17 protein-coding genes are annotated in these 18914 nt (G+C 36.0%); 12 read left to right on the top strand and 5 right to left on the bottom strand.

All coding sequences use genetic code 11. From position 1 onward, the window contains the following. The first annotated feature begins 3 nt into the window (after positions 1-3). The 8 genes from gldF (at position 4) to HMPREF9073_RS15600 (ending at position 8824) form a co-directional block, all read left to right on the top strand. Complete coding sequence (gldF, locus tag HMPREF9073_RS13830; protein ID WP_009751105.1) at positions 4-723, top strand: gliding motility-associated ABC transporter permease subunit GldF; 720 nt, start codon at positions 4-6, stop codon at positions 721-723. Further along, positions 720-2408, top strand: coding sequence for a gliding motility-associated ABC transporter substrate-binding protein GldG (gene gldG, locus HMPREF9073_RS13825; RefSeq protein WP_009751104.1), 1689 nt, complete (start codon positions 720-722; stop codon positions 2406-2408). Before gldF ends, gldG begins: the two co-directional genes overlap by 4 nt. Then, positions 2408-3622: a PD-(D/E)XK nuclease family protein gene (locus tag HMPREF9073_RS13820; RefSeq protein WP_009751103.1), complete on the top strand. Its 1215-nt coding sequence runs from the start codon at positions 2408-2410 to the stop codon at positions 3620-3622. Before gldG ends, HMPREF9073_RS13820 begins: the two co-directional genes overlap by 1 nt. After that, complete coding sequence (gene mnmA, locus HMPREF9073_RS13815; RefSeq protein WP_009751102.1) at positions 3623-4816, top strand: tRNA 2-thiouridine(34) synthase MnmA; 1194 nt, start codon at positions 3623-3625, stop codon at positions 4814-4816. 67 nt (positions 4817-4883) lie between these two features. Further along, entirely contained in the window at positions 4884-6176 is a 1293-nt protein-coding gene (locus HMPREF9073_RS13810) for a glycosyltransferase (protein ID WP_009751101.1), read from the top strand. Positions 6177-6248: 72 nt separating this feature from the next. Beyond that, positions 6249-7790, top strand: coding sequence for a YifB family Mg chelatase-like AAA ATPase (locus HMPREF9073_RS13805; protein ID WP_009751100.1), 1542 nt, complete (start codon positions 6249-6251; stop codon positions 7788-7790). Between the two features lie 32 nt (positions 7791-7822). After that, the gene (locus tag HMPREF9073_RS13800; RefSeq protein ID WP_009751099.1) at positions 7823-8383 is read left to right on the top strand and encodes a hypothetical protein; all 561 of its coding nucleotides are present in this window, start codon (positions 7823-7825) and stop codon (positions 8381-8383) included. A 3-nt stretch (positions 8384-8386) separates the two neighbouring features. Further along, entirely contained in the window at positions 8387-8824 is a 438-nt protein-coding gene (locus tag HMPREF9073_RS15600) for a hypothetical protein (protein ID WP_009751098.1), read from the top strand. On the opposite strand, the gene HMPREF9073_RS13795 is transcribed toward HMPREF9073_RS15600, so the two are convergent. Together HMPREF9073_RS13795 and panD are read right to left on the bottom strand one after the other, a co-directional pair. Further along, the gene (locus tag HMPREF9073_RS13795) at positions 8754-9710 is read right to left on the bottom strand and encodes a lysylphosphatidylglycerol synthase transmembrane domain-containing protein (protein WP_009751097.1); all 957 of its coding nucleotides are present in this window, start codon (positions 9708-9710) and stop codon (positions 8754-8756) included. The two genes, HMPREF9073_RS15600 and HMPREF9073_RS13795, sit on opposite strands and share 71 nt — an antisense overlap. After that, entirely contained in the window at positions 9707-10057 is a 351-nt protein-coding gene (panD, locus tag HMPREF9073_RS13790; RefSeq protein WP_009751096.1) for an aspartate 1-decarboxylase, read from the bottom strand. Before panD ends, HMPREF9073_RS13795 begins: the two co-directional genes overlap by 4 nt. A 225-nt stretch (positions 10058-10282) precedes the next feature. Here panD and sucD point away from each other — a divergent pair, with 225 nt between their 5' ends. Beyond that, complete coding sequence (gene sucD / locus HMPREF9073_RS13785; protein ID WP_009751095.1) at positions 10283-11158, top strand: succinate--CoA ligase subunit alpha; 876 nt, start codon at positions 10283-10285, stop codon at positions 11156-11158. 132 nt (positions 11159-11290) lie between these two features. Further along, a complete protein-coding gene (locus HMPREF9073_RS13780; RefSeq protein ID WP_009751094.1) occupies positions 11291-12442 on the top strand; it encodes a serine hydrolase in 1152 nt (383 codons plus the stop codon). A gap of 97 nt (positions 12443-12539) precedes the next feature. On the opposite strand, the gene HMPREF9073_RS13775 is transcribed toward HMPREF9073_RS13780, so the two are convergent. The 3 genes from HMPREF9073_RS13775 to HMPREF9073_RS13765 all read right to left on the bottom strand — a co-directional run bounded on the left by HMPREF9073_RS13775 (position 12540) and on the right by HMPREF9073_RS13765 (position 17028). Beyond that, on the bottom strand, positions 12540-13994 hold the full coding sequence (locus HMPREF9073_RS13775; RefSeq protein ID WP_009751093.1) for an aminoacyl-histidine dipeptidase: 1455 nt from the start codon (positions 13992-13994) through the stop codon (positions 12540-12542). Positions 13995-14074: 80 nt separating this feature from the next. Continuing rightward, on the bottom strand, positions 14075-16303 hold the full coding sequence (locus tag HMPREF9073_RS13770; protein ID WP_009751092.1) for a patatin-like phospholipase family protein: 2229 nt from the start codon (positions 16301-16303) through the stop codon (positions 14075-14077). Between the two features lie 65 nt (positions 16304-16368). After that, on the bottom strand, positions 16369-17028 hold the full coding sequence (locus HMPREF9073_RS13765; protein ID WP_009751091.1) for a class I SAM-dependent methyltransferase: 660 nt from the start codon (positions 17026-17028) through the stop codon (positions 16369-16371). Between the two features lie 144 nt (positions 17029-17172). Between HMPREF9073_RS13765 and HMPREF9073_RS13760 the strand changes: the two genes are divergently transcribed. Next, positions 17173-17919 carry an electron transfer flavoprotein subunit beta/FixA family protein gene (locus tag HMPREF9073_RS13760; protein WP_009751090.1) on the top strand — a complete coding sequence of 249 codons (747 nt, stop codon included), beginning with the start codon at positions 17173-17175 and terminating at the stop codon, positions 17917-17919. A 6-nt stretch (positions 17920-17925) separates the two neighbouring features. Further along, positions 17926-18876 carry an electron transfer flavoprotein subunit alpha/FixB family protein gene (locus tag HMPREF9073_RS13755; protein WP_009751089.1) on the top strand — a complete coding sequence of 317 codons (951 nt, stop codon included), beginning with the start codon at positions 17926-17928 and terminating at the stop codon, positions 18874-18876. Positions 18877-18914 lie beyond the last annotated feature (38 nt).

The following is an 18914-nucleotide window of genomic DNA, read 5'->3' as shown; positions in this document are numbered from 1 at the left end:
AAAATGTACGCACTATTCAAAAAAGAAATCCGTTATTTCTTCACTTCGCCCATTGGTCTTACTATCATTGGGCTCTTTATCGTGCTCAACGGCTTGTTCCTATGGGTCTTTAAAACAGATTACAACATTTTCAATGCTGGTTTCGCCGATATGTTGCCTTTTTTTAGGCTTTCATCTTGGGTTTTCGTCTTTTTAGTACCCGCCATTACGATGAGAAGCATCTCCGAAGAGAAAAAAAGCGGTATGTTAGCCCTCTTGTTCACCAAACCGGTCAGCACCCTGCAAATGGTGCTCGGCAAGTACTTAGGCATCCTCTTCTTGCTCTTTGTAACCCTTTTGCCATCAGCCCTGTATGTCTATATGGTATGGGTGTTAGGCAACCCCGTAGGCAACTTAGATATAGCTGGCACTGTGGGGTCTTACATTGCCTTGTTTTTACTGGTAGCCACCTTTGCCTCAGTAGGCTTATGGGCATCGTCTATAAGTAGTAACCAAATCATTTCCTTTGTGTTAGCGGCCTTTCTGTGCTTCTTTTTCTTCTTTGGCATCGACCAGCTTATTGCCTTTGTAGCCCCCGAAGATTTTGGTGGGGTAGGCTTCCAAACGCATTTCGACGCTATCAGTAGGGGAGTGCTCGATACCCGAAATATCGTGTATTTCCTCTCTGTTATCTCATTTTTCATATATCTCACTACCTTATCACTCAAAGCCTACAAACGATGAAAAAACTCTTTCAAAACTCTATTAGCAAGGTAGTTATAGCCTTAGTATGCCTCCTTGCAGTCAATTATATCGCCAAACAATGGCACACGCGGATAGACCTCACCCAAGACAAACGTTATACGCTCTCTGAGGTGAGCAAGAAAACACTTGCTAAAATACAGAATCCTATCGAGATTGATGTATTGCTCAAAGGCAATATCCCTACCGAATTTAAGAAATTACAGACTGAAACAATTCAGTTATTAGACGAGTATGCAGCTACCAATAACAACATTATCGTCAATTTTGTAAACCCATTAGAAGGGGAGGAGCACCCCGAAAGTGTGATTCAAGAACTGATAAATAATGGCTATCAACCCTTGCAAATCACTCAAAATGAAGCGGGGAAATCTTCTATTGAGTATATTTTCCCTTGGGCAGTCATTAGCGATGGTAAGAAGAGTGAGCGCGTTCGTCTCTTTGTGAACAAACTCGGCTCTACCGACCAAGAGCAGGTACAGAACTCAGTACAGAAGTTAGAATACAATTTTACTGATGCACTCTATAAGTTTACCTTAGATAAAAAGAAGAAAATTGCAGTGCTCAGAAGTAACGGTGCGCTGGAAGATATCTATATGGCCGACTTCCTCAAAACAGCACGCGAATACTACTTTATAGCACCTTTCACGCTCGATTCAGTGGCTACCAACCCCGAGAAGACTCTACACGACCTCGAAAAATTCGATTTACTACTCGTGCCTAAGCCTACCGAGCCTTTTACTGATGCCCAAAAGCAGGTAGTAGACCAGTATATAATGAATGGTGGTCGTGCTCTATGGCTGATTGACAATGTTGCGGTTTCCTTAGAAGATATGTACAAAACAGGTGGAATGACAATGGCAATGCCCGTCAATCTAAACCTTACCGATATGTTTTTCCAATATGGGTTCCGCATTAATTACACCTTAGTAAACGATTTGTATTTTTCTGAAATCATAGTAGCTACTGGCGATGGCTCTCAAACCCGTTATATGCCTATCCCTTGGGTATATAATCCGCTGGTGCTTTCAGGTAATAATCACCTTATCAACAACCATTTAGACGCAGTAAGGCTTCAGTTTTCCAATAGCATCGATACGCTGAAAAATGGTGTGAAGAAAACAGTTCTTCTCGCTAGTTCGCCTTTTTCAAAAGCAGATGGCACCCCACGCGAAATCAACTTGCGCTTCGACCCCAATAACCAGAATAAAGAAGCCTATAAACACGGAAATATTCCCTTAGCAGTGCTTTTGGAAGGAGAGTTTAACTCAGTTTATAAAGATCGTATTCGCCCCATAAACCTCAAAGAAAAATCCGATAGAAGCAAACCTACTAAAATGCTTGTAGTAGCCGATGGCGATATTATCAAAAACGATATCGATAGCAAAAATAATATTCCCTTAGAACTTGGATTTGATAAATGGACAAACAAATATTATGACAATAAAGCTTTCTTGCAGAATGCTTTAAATTACCTCTTAGACGATACTGAGTTTTTGAGTTTGCGCAATAAGAAAGTTCAATTAGCTTTCTTAGACAAACAAAAAGTAGCTGAAAGTGTCAGTAGTTGGCAAATGAAAGTATTTGTGTATCCATTATTGCTTTTGATATTGGTAATGCTTTCAGTATTATATTTTTATAGGAAGAAGAACATAAGAAAAGTATAATGCAAAACTACATTGATATTTTAACACTGAATCAGGATTTCCAAGAATTTATTTTTGATAAGAAACTGTCAAGAATAACAGAAAATTGTTCTTTACTGACTGATTTCTCAAAGATTTACAAAGAAGAGTTATCGAAAATACCTTTTAGAACTAATCTTTTGGATAGTTTTAATGTAAACGAAAATGCACACAGTCGTTTGCTGATTTCATTGTTAAAATATAAACCTGCATTGCATCACTTTTTGAATTTTCTTACAAAGAAAAAATTAAATTTTGATATATCTTTAATTGATAAACCTATTCTTACAGTAGAAAAATGGCGGATTGATGGACTTGTCCAAGAAGAAGGAAAATATGCTTTCATCATAGAAAACAAGATTCATAATGCTGTTGAACAGAAAGAGCAAATTGGTCGTTATATTGATGTATGCAAACAATTAGGGTATAAATTAAACCAGATTTACATTCTATACCTAACACGTTATGCTGAAAATAAACCTACAATACAAACGTGGGGAAATTATAAAGAAAGTGATTTTGCAGGGCGTTATGTAAAAATAGCCTATAAAGAAGATATAATTGTTTGGCTTGAGGAATATTTACAAGTAATATCTGAAAGAGAAACTATTGTAAAAAGTGCAGTAATACAATATATAGATTATTTGAAGCTCGTTTTTAATAATAGAGAAATATTTAAAGGGATGGACAACAAATTACAAGACTTTTTAGCTCAAAAGTTACAGCTGACAGACAATAATGTTAAAAATATAGATATTATTACCACAAAAGTTAGTGAGATTGATGAGCTTCAAAAACATTTGAAAGCATTAGTTAAAATAACAAGAGAGAAATGTCTTTTTGAATGGAAAGACCATTTGCAAAAAGAGTTTAAAAGGCATAATTTTATAGTGAATGCAGAGGGTAATTATCCTAATGTTTATGTTATACTTGAATATGAAGGAAAATCTTTTGCTGCTGCAATTGAATATTGTCGTTTAAATAATGATATTTACTTCGGTTTGGGAAGACATTTTTCTTCTCAAACTTTAAATGAAGAAGTAAAATATTTCTTTTGTGATTTTCTAAAAGATAGAGAATTTCAATCTAATGATTGGTGGTATGGCTGGAAAGATACTACTTTCCAAGAAGCTTATACAGATTTTTCTTTTTTTCTCAAAGAAGTATTAGATAAATTAGAAACTCAAAATAATTAAATGAAAAGAGTAGTAGTAGGACTTAGTGGGGGAGTAGATAGTAGCGTAGCTGCCTATTTGTTAAAAGAACAAGGCTATGAGGTAATAGGACTTTTTATGAAGAATTGGCACGATGATTCAGTTACTATTTCCGACGAATGTCCTTGGTTAGAAGATAGTAACGATGCGCTTTTAGTAGCCGAAAAGCTCGGCATTCCATTCCAGACAGTGGATATGAGTGAGCCCTACAAAGCCCGTATTGTCGATTATATGTTCAATGAATACGAACATGGTAGAACACCCAATCCCGATGTGTTATGTAATCGCGAAATCAAGTTTGATGTTTTTATGAAACTTGCCCTTAGTTTAGGTGCCGATTATGTAGCAACAGGACATTATTGTCGCAAAGAAGAAATAGAAATAAACGGTAAAAAAATCTACCGATTGCTATCGGGAAAAGATGAAAATAAAGATCAATCGTATTTCCTATGTCAGCTTTCACAAGAGCAACTTAGTAAAGCACTTTTTCCTATCGGGGAATTGCAGAAATCAGAAGTAAGAGCCATTGCCAAAGCTCAAGATTTGATAACCGCTGATAAAAAAGATTCTCAGGGACTTTGCTTTGTAGGAAAAGTACGTTTGCCCGAGTTCCTACAACAAAAACTACAACCCAAACAAGGCGATATTATTGAAATCCCCAATGATTGGAAAGGATATACTGACTTTGATATGCTACGCCTTTTTGAAACTTATGAAGATGAATTAAAATATTTATCACAACGTTTTGTTTATCGCCCCGAAGACGGTAAAAAAGTAGGTATCCATCAAGGGGCTCATTATTTTACTAAAGGGCAACGCAAAGGTTTAAATGTGGGAGGAACCAAAGAACCTTTGTTCATCATAGAAACTGATATTGAGAAGAATATCATCTATACAGGACAAGGACACACTCATCGCGGATTGTTCCGCAGTGCTTTGTTTATCGCAACCCCTGATGAACATTGGATTCGTGAAGATTTAGCATTAAAAGTATATGAATCAAAAGAGTTTATGGTACGTATACGCTATCGTCAGCCATTACAGAAAGCAGTTTTATACAAAGTGAAAAATGGTTTATATATTCATTTTTCAGAACCTCAAAGTGCTATTACTGAGGGACAATTTGCGACTTGGTACAGCGGAGATGAATTGGTGGGTAGCGGTGTGATTTCATAGCAAAAAAACACCTTTACCAAATAAACTATAATGTATATTATGTAAAATAGAGGATTGGGAAAAAGATATGAGAAAGTTACTTATCATCACTTATTATTGGGCGCCTGCTGGCGGACCTGGTGTACAACGTTGGTTAAAATTCGTAAAATATTTACGAGATTTTAATATAGAACCTATTGTATATATTCCCGAAAACCCAACTTATCCTATCATCGACAATGAAATAGGAAACGATTTGCCTACAGACATACAAATTATCAAACATCCTATATGGGAACCTTATGCTTGGGCTTCGTTATTCTCTAAAAAGAAAACCCAAAAAATTAGTTCGGGTATCATTCCGCGTAAAAAAGTTTCTATTTTAGATAAAGTATTACTTTGGATACGTGGTAATTTCTTCATTCCCGATGCTCGTAAATTCTGGGTAAAACCTTCTATAAAGTATCTGAATAAGTTTATAAAAGAAAACCAGATAGAAACTATTATCACTACTTCGCCTCCCCACAGCGTACACCTTATAGGTTATGAGTTAAAGAAACAAATTCCTCACCTCAAATGGATTAGCGATTTCCGCGACCCGTGGACAACTATTGGTTATTACAAAGATTTACGCCTTACTAAATGGGCAGATAAACGTCAGCATTATTGGGAAAAAGAAGTGTTACAACAATCAGACTTGGTGATTACAACCAGTTTCAAGACGCAAAAAGACTTTCAGCAGCTTACCAATACTCCTATTGAGGTGATTACCAATGGTTACGATGAGGAAAAAACAATCACCCCTCCCCTATCCAATAAATTTCTTATTTCGCACATAGGTTCCTTATTATCAGATAGAAACCCCAAAATGCTGTGGAAAATATTAGCCGAATTAATACGCGAAGAACCTCATTTTGCCGAAGATTTCACACTTTGTTTTGCAGGCAAAGTAAGTGAAGAAATCGAAGAAGATATTCGCCATAACGGACTTACTCCTTATTATATTAATAAAGGTTATATTAGTCATCAAGAAGCTATTGGTTTGCAAAAGCAATCGCAAGTATTGTTGCTCATCGAAATAGATTCCGAAGAAACACAAGGTATTATTCCGGGTAAACTGTTTGAATATATGATTTCAGGGCGACCTATTCTCGCCATAGGACCTCATAACTGGGATGTTACACCTATTCTCACTGAAACACAAACAGGTACTTTTGTGGGATATACCGATGCCTCTCAGATGAAAGCCAAAATAGTAGAGTTTTATCATCAATTCCTACATAAAACACTTAAAACTAACCCCAAAAAAGTAGAACAATACAGCCGTAAAGCTCTTACTCAGCGGTTGGCTAAGTGCATTGAAAATAATCTTTCAAGTTAAATTCTCTGCTAAAAACTTGTCTTTTCAAAAAAATATACTACTTTTGTCAAAAAAATAAATCAACCGAAGAATATGTTAGTAAAAGTATACGGAAGTGCAGTGTTTGGAGTAGAAGCTACTACCATTACTATAGAGGTAAATATTGTTAAAGGAATTGGCTATCACCTTGTTGGACTACCCGATATTGCTATTAAAGAAAGTAACTTTCGCATTGCTGCTGCCTTACAGAACACAGGATATAAAATCCCAGGAAAGAAAATCACTATCAATATGGCTCCTGCCGATATGCGTAAAGAAGGTTCAGCCTATGATCTTAGTCTTGCAATAGGCATATTGGCTGCCAACGAACAAATACAAAGTGACGAAATAGAAAAATATATCATTATGGGAGAACTTTCTTTAGACGGAGGGCTACAACCTATTAAAGGAGCACTCCCTATTGCTATTCAAGCACGTAAAGAAGGTTTTAAAGGTTTTATTTTGCCTGCTCAAAACGCCAAAGAAGCGGCAATTGTAGATAATTTAGAGATTTATGGCGTTGAAAATATCAAAGAAGTAATTGATTTCTTCAATGGCGAAAGAGAACTTGTTCGTACAGTAGTGGATACTCGTAAAGAATTTTATAAAAATTTAGAATTTCCTGAGTTTGATTTTGCTGATGTAAAAGGACAAGAAACTGTAAAACGCTGTATGGAAATAGCTGCTGCAGGAGGTCACAACATCATTCTCATAGGTCCTCCTGGTTCTGGTAAAACAATGTTAGCCAAAAGATTACCTAGTATCCTCCCTCCTATGACACTTCACGAAGCTCTCGAAACTACTAAAATACATAGTGTTGTAGGTCGTATCAAAGATACAGGTTTGATGAGTCATCGCCCTTTCCGTAGTCCACATCACACAATTTCTGATGTAGCCCTTGTTGGAGGCGGTACATACCCTCAACCTGGTGAAATATCCTTAGCGCATAATGGTGTACTTTTCCTTGATGAATTGCCTGAATTTAAACGTGCTGTATTAGAAGTGATGCGTCAGCCTTTAGAGGATAGAGAGGTTACTATTTCGCGTGCTAAATTCTCTATCACATACCCTTCTTCATTTATGTTAGTAGCGAGTATGAACCCCAGCCCTAGTGGCTATTTCAATGATCCTGAAGCCCCTGTAAACTCTACTCCTGCCGAAATGCAACGTTATATGAGTAAGATTTCAGGTCCCCTATTAGATAGAATAGATATTCATATAGAAGTCAATCCTGTCCCTTTTGAAAAACTTTCTGATGATCGAAAAGGGGAAAGTAGCAGCGAAATACGCAAGCGAGTAATTGCCGCACGTAACATTCAAACAGAGCGTTTTAAAGAATATGAACACATTCATTACAATGCTCAAATGAATACTAAACAAATACAAAAATTCTGTAAAGTAAGTGAGGAATCTTTAAAACTTTTAAAAAATGCAATGATGAAACTCAACCTCTCCGCACGTGCTTATGATCGTATTTTGAAGGTAGCTCGTACTATTGCCGACTTAGAAGGTACTGACAATGTACAACCTCATCACATAGGTGAAGCCATTCAGTATCGAAGTTTAGATCGTGAAGGATGGTTTGGTAACAGTTAACAATGGATAATTAACATTAATACACTATAACAATGAGAAAAAATCTTATAGCGATAGCTACCATTTTCATTACTTTGGTAGCTTGTAACACAAGCAACAAAATCAATACTGATGAGGCTGCTACACTCATCACTGAATATTTAGAGGAAAATCCCCTCTATGAAACCGGCAAATTCAATACTAATAAACAAAAATTAGTAACCAATAAGGATAAAGAACTCATTGAGAGCATTCAGCGATTATCTGATGAGGGATTGATAGCTATCAACAATGAAAAAACACGTAAAAAGTGGTTTTCTAAGGATAGTGTATATGTGATCTCCCCTACCCTAACTGAAGAGGCTCTCCCCTATTTAGTAAAACAAAACAAAAATAATGCTCAAGTAAAAACCATTATCTACAAACTAAATAATAAAAAAATAACTCTCGAAAAAAGTACTGAAAAAATGGCTACTTGTGTAGTAGTTTTAGATAAGGAAAAAACTCCTTTCTATAGTTTTGGAAAAGACCCCTATCCCAATAGCAACTTTATTACTCAAAAGTTTAAATTAAAATATAACGAGAAATCAGGATGGAAAATCATAAAAAAATAAACTATGAAAAATTTTAGTATCCTTACTCTCATACAAGCTGTAATGAGCCTCATTTCAGCTATCCTTATCTCTAAAATGTCATTTATAGGCAAGATAGGGGTAAGTACTTTTTACAGCCAGTATGCAGTGTTTAAAACGTGGTGGAAAACAGCTATCTTGCTATTTATAATACAATTCATCTTACTGTTATTTCTGCAAACTTTCCGCTCAAAAGTAAGCGCAGGATTTGCTCGTGCTTTAGCGCTTTTACTTGCTGTTGTAGGTGTAGTGGGGTTCTATCTCTCGTATGTAGATTTCACCACTACTTCTCATAAGATGATGAAATTAAGTTTTCATTTTGGATTTTACCTCTTTTGGATAGCGTGGCTCATTACTTGTGGTTATTTTCTTTTAGCCAAGGAAGCAAAGCAAACGCCCCCCCCCCAAGAAGAAGTGTTATAGCAAATTGTGAAGTCCAAACAAGCCATCCAAAAGCAGTACCTATAGGAATTGGAACTCCAAAGAGATATAATACTTCTGCTATAAAAAATGGGTAAGCACCAAATCCTGCATTGGTGAAAGTCATAGCAAAACTACCTATGACAAAAGCTGTAAGTACGTTTGGTAAACTTATATTAGTAGTCTCTGGTAAGGCGAAGAAAGGAATATAAAACATCAAAAAGTACATTGCCCATATAAATAATGTATGCACCAAAAAAATCCAACGATGGCGTATTTTTAACACTGAAAATACGCCCTCTTTTATACCGTTTAAAAACGTCTTCACTTTTATAAAAAACTTGCGTTCTGAAGTATATATAAGGTATAAGAAAATCACAAATGATAGCCCTCCTATTAGCAAGATCCATAAGAGTTTTTCAAACGGAATTTTAGAGAGTATAAAGTTGCTTATCACCTCAAATTGTAATACAAAAGCTGTAGCGGTAAACAAAAATAACAAGAGTAAATCAATCACACGTTCAGAGATAATTGTCCCAAATGATTTTTCAAAAGGTACTCCATCATAATTGCTTACTAATAAAGCTCGTGACACTTCACCTGAACGCGGTATGGTTACATTTACTAAATACCCCATAAACACTGCCATTATTCGATGTAATAAAGAGGTTTTATACCCCATTGGTCTAAACATCAATTCCCAACGAACTGCTCGTGATACATCGGCTAAGAATCCTAAAAACACAGCTAAAATTATATAAAAATAATCAGCTACGAGAAACGTCTTTTTTATCTCAGTAAATTGTTCTTCAGTAAATTGCTGATAAGCATACCAACATAAAAACCCTCCCACAAATAGAGGAAGGGTAATCTTTAACCATTTTTTCATTCCAAAAGATTTGTTTGTTCATTAGGGAAGATTATAGAAGGTTTAAAGGTTTTTGCTTCTTCAAAATTCATTAAAGCATACGAGATGATAATTACTATATCTCCTCTTTGTACCCTACGTGCTGCAGGTCCATTTAGTACAATAGCTCCTGAATTTCGTTTCCCTTTGATGATATAAGTATCAAAACGTTCCCCATTATTCACATTTACTATTGATACTTTCTCACCTTCTATCATTCCTGCAGCCTCTACCAAAGCTTCATCTATGGTAATGCTACCTATGTAATCTAAATCTGCCCCTGTAACTTTCACACGGTGAATTTTAGATTTCAATACTTCTATTTGCATTTTTATTGTATTAAAAAACGCGGCAAAAGTAGGAATAATTTGTCAATTAGCCAATTTGTCAAATTATCATTTTGTTAATTTATTAATTTTAAAATTCAAAATCACCTGATTATGAACAATATATAAAACTTCTTTATATTATTCTTTTTATTTTATTACATAACAATTGTATATATCAAAAAAAACATTTACCTTTGCTTCAACTAAAACTAAAAGTTAATCGCAATGAGTGTATTAGTGAATAAAAATTCAAAGGTGATTGTACAAGGCTTCACCGGAAGTGAAGGTACTTTTCACGCTGAGCAAATGATTGCTTACGGCACGAATGTAGTAGGCGGTATTACCCCTAACAAAGGTGGACAAACACACTTAGGAAAACCCGTATTTAACACCGTAGCCGACGCTGTAAAAGCTACAGGTGCTGATGTTTCTATCATTTTTGTACCTCCTGCTTTTGCTGCCGATGCTATTATGGAAGCTGCCGATCCTGGTATCAAAGTGATTATTACTATTACTGAAGGCATTCCAGTTGCTGATATGGTAAAAGTAGCTGCCTATATCAAAAACCGTAATTGCCGTTTGGTAGGACCTAATTGTCCTGGAGTTATTACTCCTGAGGAAGCTAAAGTAGGTATTATGCCTGGTTTTATCTTCAAAAAAGGCAACGTAGGAATTGTCTCCAAATCGGGAACACTCACTTATGAGGCTGCCGATCAAATCGTTCGTCAAGGTTTAGGTATTACTACAGCTATCGGTATAGGAGGCGATCCTATCATCGGAACTACTACTAAAGAAGCTGTAGAACTACTGATGAACGACCCTGAAACTCATTGTATCGTAATGATTGGCGAAATAGGAGGTCAGTTAGAACCCGAAGCTGCCCGTTGGATCAAAGCTAATGGTAACAAAAAACCTGTAGTGAGCTTCATTGCAGGCGAAACAGCTCCTAAAGGGCGTACTATGGGCCACGCTGGGGCTATTGTAGGTGGTGACGATGATACCGCCGAAGCTAAAAAACGCATTTTAAAAGAATGCGGTATCCACGTAGTCGATTCACCTGCCAAAATAGGTGAAAAAGTAGCCGAAATACTCAAAAAATAGAAATACTCAAACTGTTTGATTACTGTCTAAAAAGTTCCATATACTTTTTTAGACAGTTTTTTTATGCATTTTTTGATTAACTCATTCAATATTTGTACTTTTGCACCCCGAAAAGTAAAACATTACATTACAATGAAAAAACTAATATCTATTGTTTTGATTTCTACAATTATATCTTTCTTCAACAACCTTTTTGGTCAAAAAAAACTACTTGACACCGATGTATTCCGTAAAAATCCTTCTGAAGTAACTTCTTTTGAAGAAGCTCAAAAAGAAGCTGAAAAAATATTGCAATATCTCATTCAAGAAGAATTGATTCCTGGCGCTTCTATCACAGTTACCAAACAAGGAAAAACAATATGGCAAGGTGGATACGGCTATGCCGATATTTCTAAAAAAAAGCCTATTGACCCTAAAACTACAATTTTTAGGGTGGCAAGTATGTCTAAAGCCATTACTGGAGTAATTTTAGCGCGCCTGCAAGAGCAGAAAAAATTTGATTGGAATATGTCTCTATACGAATACATTCCTGATTTTCCCCAAAAACCTTTTGATTTTACTATAAAACAGTTAGCAGGACACTTAGCCGGTATACGCTCCTACAAAGCTAATGAATATACACTCAACAAGCCTTATACTATAGCGCAAGGAGTTGATTTATTTAAAGATGATATTTTGCAATCAGCCCCTGGTACAAAGTTTCTTTATAGCAGTTATGGTATCAACCTTATTTCGTTAGCTATTGAAAAATGTCTCAATAAAAAATTTGAAGATATAGCAAAAGAAGAAGTTTTTAAACCTTTAAATATGTGGCGCACTTTCCCCGATAGAGGTAAAATTATTCAAGATGAAGCTATTCCTTACACACGCAGTAAAAAGGGATTGGATAAAGCTACTGATGTGAATAACTACTTCAAGCTTGCTGGTGGTGGATTCCTTTCTACATCCAATGATATAGCTAAAATGGGTACAGCTATAGAACGCCACAGCTTTCTTTCTCAACCTATCCAAAACGAAATGCTTAAAAAACAATGTACTATAGACGATACTGAAATAAGTTATGGTATTGGCTGGCAAGTACAACGCGATTGGAACGGACGTGATTATTTTGGTCATACGGGTATGGGCGTAGGAGGATTTGGTTGGTTATCAGTATATCCTAATGAAGAAGTAGTGATAGTAATGCTTTTCAACGTAACCGACCCACAAATTAGTATCTATTTGCAACGCCTCACCGACTTTATTTTAGAAGGAGCTGAACATATTCCGTCTATTTATCAATAAATATTCAGTTTTATATATTCTTTCCATACTTCAAAAAATTGCAGAGGCATTTACGAAACGCCTCTGCAAATAAGATTTATTTTTTGTAACTATATTTCTATTTTGTAGGAATATTCTGAAGTATTGCTAACAAGAACTTCCAAAACTTCTGTACAGAAGCTATATTTACCTTTTCAGCAGGCGAGTGTGCCCCTTTGATAGTAGGACCAAAGCTCACCATTTCCATTTCGGGGTAATGGGTCCCTAAAATGCCACATTCTAAGCCTGCGTGGCAAGCTACTACATTAGGTGTTTCACCGAAGAGCGTTTTGTATTGTGCTTTTACAATCTTCAAGATTTCAGCATCTACTTTGGGCTCCCAACCTGGGTAGCTACCGGTGTATTCTACTTCAAATCCAGCTAACTCAAAACTACTGCGAATCGTATCAGCCAAATCATATTTAGAAGTTTCTGAAGCTGAACGAGTGAGGCAATACACGTTTATTTCGCCGTCTTTAATTTGTACCCTTGCTACATTATTACTGGTTTCTACAAGGTCAGCAATCGTCTGACTCATTTTGTACACCCCATTGAAAGCTGCGTAAAGAGCGCGTAATACATCTTCTTGTTCTTCTTCTTCCATTACTTTCTCAGGTACCGCAGTAGGTTCAAGTAATACTGTAAGAGTCGGTTCAGTTACTGAATACTCGTGTTGGAGTGCTTGGGTAAGTGTAGCTACTTCTTTTTTTAAAGCGACTTCGTCGTTTTTATTAATAGTTACCACCGCTACGCTTTCTCTCGGAATAGCATTGCGCAAACCGCCTCCATCTACACTTGCAATGTGCAAACCAAATTTCTCAGTACAAGTGAATAATATACGGTTCATCAGTTTGTTGGCATTAGCATAACCCTTATGGATATCTGTACCACTATGTCCACCGTGCAATCCTTTTATGGTAAGTATATAGCCTACTGAATTATCAGGCGTATCTACCACGTCGTACTCTCTAAACGCCGATACATCTACACCACCAGCACACCCTATATCTATTTCGTCGTCCTCTTCGGTGTCTAAGTTAAGCAAATAGGCACCAGAGAGTATTCCTCTTTTGAGCCCTTTAGCACCCGTCATTCCTGTTTCTTCGTCAATAGTAAAGAGTGTTTCGAGAGCAGGGTGAGGGATATCCTTACTTTGGAGTATTGTCATAATGCTTGCTACCCCAATACCATTATCGGCTCCCAAAGTTGTACCATCAGCACGTACCCAGTCGCCATCTACTAGCATTTTGATACCTTCCGTACTAAAATCAAACACTGTATCGTTGTTCTTTTGGTGTACCATATCGAGGTGTGATTGTAGCACCACTGTTTTGCGGTTTTCCATTCCTGCCGTAGCGGGCTTTTTAATGATTACATTGCCCGTTTCGTCTTGATAGGTATCAAGCCCTAAACTTTTGCCAAAAGCCACCATAAAAGCAATGACTTTCTCTTCTTTTTTTGATGGACGAGGCACGGCATTCAAGCTCGCAAAGTTCGCCCATAACTGTTTTGGTTCTAACTCTGTTATTTTCATTATATTTATTAATTATTAGTTATCGTAATATTGTTTTTAGTATTTTGTCGCTAATATCTTTCACTTTTCATTTTTTCACTTTAGAACCAATACCCTATATTAAACAGCCATATTGCTTGCCGTATTTCGGGTGAGTAAGTGCATTTTAGCTCTATAGGTCCAAAAAAACTTTCAATACTATACCCTATACCATAGCCCGAATAATCAGGGTATTTTTCCCATTGAAAACTTTCAAAAAGATTATTATCTGCTTTAGCTACATTAGCCAATAGTAACAAGTGATGTTTTTTAAAAGGTTGAAAATCTATCACCCATTCTGTTTTTAAGTAGTTTTTAGCACCAATACTCAAAAAATCATAGCCATAGAAAGGTGAGTAGTTAGAGAATACATTTTTATTATATCCTCCTAAAAAGAAGTCTAATGAATAAGTTTTAGAATTTCCTATCGTAACACCTCCTTCAAACCCTATTCGTGCATTCAATCTTGGTAGTATGGGAATAGCGAATGATATTTCTGTTTTGCCTGTGGTGAACTTATTAAAATTTGCATCATTAGGAGCTGCAAGTGCGTAAAGGTTAAATTGTGTATTAAAAAACACACCTTTACTCGGAAAAAAACTATTGTCAAAACTATCGTATTTTAAATAAGAATATAAACTGCCAAAGTGTTTTTTTTCAGAATATGAAGCAATAGCGCTTACTGAATATATTTGTTCAGCATCAAACTGTACTTTGCGGTGTTCTGCACCTAATCCAAACACAAAACCATTGCCTAAGAGCGTTTGTAAATACAATTGATTTACCCAATCGTAAGCCTCTACGTCCATTCGATTGAGTTCAGATTGTTCTATTCTATAATTAGATAAACGTCTTGTATTCAGATTACGGTCGAACTGCACAAATTTAGAACGCAATCCATAACTGATATAGAATCCTTTATCTACAAAATAATCAAACTGATAGCGTATATTATCGCCTACGATAAGGTCAAGTGAAAGGAAGTCACTATCCTGTAAAAAATAGTTTTGAGTATAGTTCATCAAGAAGCCTGTTTTCAACAGATTATCATAATGAATGCCAAACTTCAAAAAAGTACGTTGCGGATTTTCTTTCAAGAAAAAATCAATATGTTCCCCTTCAAAAGTATGCCTAATTTGATAATTAATAGAATGGAAATTATTTGTTGCCATTAGGTTAGACAATCCGTCGTTCAGTTCTTCAAACGAAATTTTGCGATCCAAGTGTTTTAAGTGGAGTTTTCCTCGCAAGTAGCTACGAGTAAAGTGCTCGTTGTTATGAAAATGTATTTCTTTTAGATAAAAAGAATCTATTTTCTCTATAGGTTCTCTCCGTTGGGTAGTATGTTTTTGTTGAGCAGCTATTTCACGCAAACGAGGCAAAAAATGTTCAGCAGCTATTTTCCCATTGTTGATAATTGTCTCACCTTTATCAAACGAAATCACATTGAATCCTTCTATATTAGGTTTGATGTATACATCTGTTTCTTTTATTTTCTGTGGCATATTATCTACCATCGGGAAAGTTGTAATTTGTGAAAAGATACTTAAAAAAGAGTTGATTTCCTCACGTTTTGCTAACGGACTCTGTACATCTACCCCTATAATAATATCCATTCCTTTTTTTTTCACTTCGTCTACGGGGTAATTATCAGCTATACCTCCATCAGTAAGCCATTTACCATCTATTTCTACCAAATCAAATAGCGAAGGGAATGAGCCACTAGCTTGTATAGCTTGAGGTAAGAAGCCGTCTTCAAGTACTACTCCTTTCCCTGTTTCTATATCAGTAGCCACGCATAGAAAAGGAATAGGTAACTTAGAAAAATCAAAAATTTCATTCACAGGATAGAGTAATTTCACAAATTCATTGTAGATATTTTGACCTTTCGATACTGCACGAGGTAACCCTACTTTGAAGTTATCAAAAGGTAATGCTACAGTATAACGATCGTATATATAACGTTCGTGCAATGATTTTGCACGACGTGAAGTTTTGTCTTGCAAAAGTTTATCAAAGTCTAATTGTCGGAAGATAGAGTCCAATTCATTAGCCGAGTAACCTGCAGCATACATAGCACCTACCATTGCCCCCATACTTGTCCCCCCAATATAATCAATACGTACTCCTGCTTCCTCCAATACTTTTAACACTCCTATATGTGCTAATCCTTTCGCTCCACCTCCACTGAGCACTAAGCCTACTTTTAAGTCTTTATTAGAAGTATTTGACTGACTATAAACTATATAAGGAGTGATTATAAGGAGTATGATAAGTAATAAAATTCTCATACATTTTCTTCTTTTATAAACTTGGCACAAAGGTACAAATAATTGGTGAATTAACAAATTTTAAATTAGCAAGTTCCTATCACAACCCAATACTTTCGTTGGATACTTTTGCCTTTTGCTGAAACAAGAGTTTCTTCAAAAGGCAATTTTGTTATATCTTCAAAACCAGCTACTTTAAGTATTTCAGCTACTTCTTCAGCCGTATAAAACTGAAAACCTTCACGCGCAAAAGGCGCCTTCTCTCCTGTACTTTTATCTATAAAACCAATAGCTACTTTACCTTGTGAGCTGAGTAAAGCGTGAATCTTTTTATAATAATATAATGGGTTTTCTAAAAAATAAAGGGTATTTACCGAAAAACATACATCAAAAGAATGATCGAAATTAGGGAGTTTATCAGCAGCTACTTCTAAAAAATGTACTTTTTGCTGACTAACCAAATTTCTGTTATACTCAGTGGCTTCAGTTATCATTGCTACTGAGGTTTCTACCCCTATATATTGTAGGGAACTTTCCTTGTTAAATAAATATGGGAGATGTTTGCCATTACCAAAACCTATCTCTAAAACTTTTTGATGAGGTTGCAGTGCCAAACAATCAATAGTACAGTTTATCATAGCACTATTGGAAGCAAAAATAAAATCGCCTACTTCTTTGGCGTAGTCTCCTTCAGGGTGACGAAACAACTGTCCTAACAGACGCATATCAGTAATGGGAGGGGTCATTATTTCTTATAGTATTTCAATTAATTAGAACGGCAAAGTTACGATTTTTTGTATAATAATTTGTGTAGTTAGTAAAAACATAGTACTTTTACGCCTTTAAAATTAAAACATTAAGTTCAATTTAATCCTATTATCTATAAGATTATGAAGATATTAGTATGTATCAGTAGTGTTCCCGACACTACTTCTAAAATAAACTTTACGGAAGATAACAAACAGTTCAATCCTTCAGGGGTACAGTTTATTATCAATCCTAATGATGAGTTTTGCCTCACTAAAGCTATTATGCTTAAAGAACAATTAGGGGCAAGTGTTACCCTTGTGAATGTGGGAACACAAGAAACAGAACCAGTACTAAGAAAAGCTTCAGCTATAGGAGCTGACGATATCATTCGTATAGATGCCGCCCCTACTGATGCTTTTTTTGTAGCTACTCAGCTTGCAAGAGTTGCCAAAGAAGGTAATTATGACCTTATCATCACAGGTAAGGAATCTATTGACTACAATGGAGGAATGGTAGGAGGTTATTTAGCTTCGCTTTTAAATCTTCCTTTTATAAACAAATGTATAGGTTTAGAAATTGAAGGCATCAAAGTAACTGCCCAACGAGAAATAGATGGCGGCAGAGAAAAACTAACTGCTACACTTCCTTTGGTAATTGCAGGGCAAAAAGGTCTTACTCAAGAGAAAGACCTCCGTATCCCCAATATGCGTAACTTAATGGCAGCACGCACTAAAGCAATCACGGTATTACCTGCTGAGACTACCGATGTGAGGGTAACAACTGTAGGATTTGAGAAACTCCCTGCAAAACAACCTGTGAAAATAGTATCTGCCGATGATTTAGATACCCTTATTGATTTATTACACAACGAAGCAAAAGTAATTTAATTAAAAATGTCAGTACTCATATATATAGATTCCGAAAACGGAAAAGTGAAAAAAAGCGCTTTTGAAGTAGCTACCTATGCTCGTGCAATTGCCGATAAACAACAAACAAAAGTAGTAGCTGTAACTATAAATGTACCTCAACCTGAAGTATTAGCTGCTTATGGTGTAAATAAAGTGCTTAGCATTACCAATGACCAACTACAACATATTTCTGCCAATGCACTCAATCATCTATTGCAACAAGCAGTAGCAAAAGAAAATAGTACAATAGTCGTATTTAGCGCTTCTTCACAAGCCAAAGAAGTAGCTCCTTTATTAGCTAATAGCTTGCAAGCGGGGTATGTATCTAATATCATTTCTTTACCTACTGAAGATTTTATTGTAAAAAGTAATGTGTTCTCAAACAAAGCGATTAGCCTTAGTCAAATCAATACCCCTATAAAAGTATTAGGATTAGCTCCTAATGCTTTTAAAACAGAAGAAAAAAATGTTGAACTTACAGTAGAACCTTTTGCTCCTACACTTCCTGATAGTGATTGGGGGATACAAGTAATCACTACAGAGAAAACCTCGGGTAAAGTGTCGTTAGACGATGCTACTATAGTGGTTTCAGGAGGAAGAGGGTTGAAAGCTGCCGAGAATTGGCAGATAGTGGAAGTACTTGCTGAAGTATTAGGTGCAGCAACCGCTTGTTCTAAACCTGTCGCTGATATGGGATGGCGACCTCATTCTGAACACGTAGGACAAACGGGTAAACCTGTAGCACCTAATCTTTATATAGCTATAGGTATTTCAGGAGCTATACAGCACTTGGCAGGAGTAAATGCCTCTAAAGTGAAATTAGTTATCAATTCTAATCCTGAAGCACCTTTTTTCAAAGCTGCTGATTATGGTGTTGTAGGTGATGCTTTTGAGGTAGTTCCTAAACTCATTGAAAAACTTAAAGCAAGACAATAACAAATAATTCAAATATTATAAACTTTGCCAAGGATTCT

Origin of the sequence: Capnocytophaga sp. oral taxon 326 str. F0382, assembly GCF_000318295.1 — a bacterium.
GTDB lineage: Bacteria > Bacteroidota > Bacteroidia > Flavobacteriales > Flavobacteriaceae > Capnocytophaga > Capnocytophaga periodontitidis.
This window is presented reverse-complemented; position numbering and strand designations above follow the sequence as displayed.

Coding starts and splice junctions, on each gene's coding strand:
- gldF (WP_009751105.1), top strand. CDS start 4: ATGTACGCACTATTCAAAAAAGAAATCCGTTATTTCTTCACTTCGCCC.
- gldG (WP_009751104.1), top strand. CDS start 720: ATGAAAAAACTCTTTCAAAACTCTATTAGCAAGGTAGTTATAGCCTTA.
- HMPREF9073_RS13820 (WP_009751103.1), top strand. CDS start 2,408: ATGCAAAACTACATTGATATTTTAACACTGAATCAGGATTTCCAAGAA.
- mnmA (WP_009751102.1), top strand. CDS start 3,623: ATGAAAAGAGTAGTAGTAGGACTTAGTGGGGGAGTAGATAGTAGCGTA.
- HMPREF9073_RS13810 (WP_009751101.1), top strand. CDS start 4,884: ATGAGAAAGTTACTTATCATCACTTATTATTGGGCGCCTGCTGGCGGA.
- HMPREF9073_RS13805 (WP_009751100.1), top strand. CDS start 6,249: ATGTTAGTAAAAGTATACGGAAGTGCAGTGTTTGGAGTAGAAGCTACT.
- HMPREF9073_RS13800 (WP_009751099.1), top strand. CDS start 7,823: ATGAGAAAAAATCTTATAGCGATAGCTACCATTTTCATTACTTTGGTA.
- HMPREF9073_RS15600 (WP_009751098.1), top strand. CDS start 8,387: ATGAAAAATTTTAGTATCCTTACTCTCATACAAGCTGTAATGAGCCTC.
- HMPREF9073_RS13795 (WP_009751097.1), bottom strand. CDS start 9,710: ATGAAAAAATGGTTAAAGATTACCCTTCCTCTATTTGTGGGAGGGTTT.
- panD (WP_009751096.1), bottom strand. CDS start 10,057: ATGCAAATAGAAGTATTGAAATCTAAAATTCACCGTGTGAAAGTTACA.
- sucD (WP_009751095.1), top strand. CDS start 10,283: ATGAGTGTATTAGTGAATAAAAATTCAAAGGTGATTGTACAAGGCTTC.
- HMPREF9073_RS13780 (WP_009751094.1), top strand. CDS start 11,291: ATGAAAAAACTAATATCTATTGTTTTGATTTCTACAATTATATCTTTC.
- HMPREF9073_RS13775 (WP_009751093.1), bottom strand. CDS start 13,994: ATGAAAATAACAGAGTTAGAACCAAAACAGTTATGGGCGAACTTTGCG.
- HMPREF9073_RS13770 (WP_009751092.1), bottom strand. CDS start 16,303: ATGAGAATTTTATTACTTATCATACTCCTTATAATCACTCCTTATATA.
- HMPREF9073_RS13765 (WP_009751091.1), bottom strand. CDS start 17,028: ATGACCCCTCCCATTACTGATATGCGTCTGTTAGGACAGTTGTTTCGT.
- HMPREF9073_RS13760 (WP_009751090.1), top strand. CDS start 17,173: ATGAAGATATTAGTATGTATCAGTAGTGTTCCCGACACTACTTCTAAA.
- HMPREF9073_RS13755 (WP_009751089.1), top strand. CDS start 17,926: ATGTCAGTACTCATATATATAGATTCCGAAAACGGAAAAGTGAAAAAA.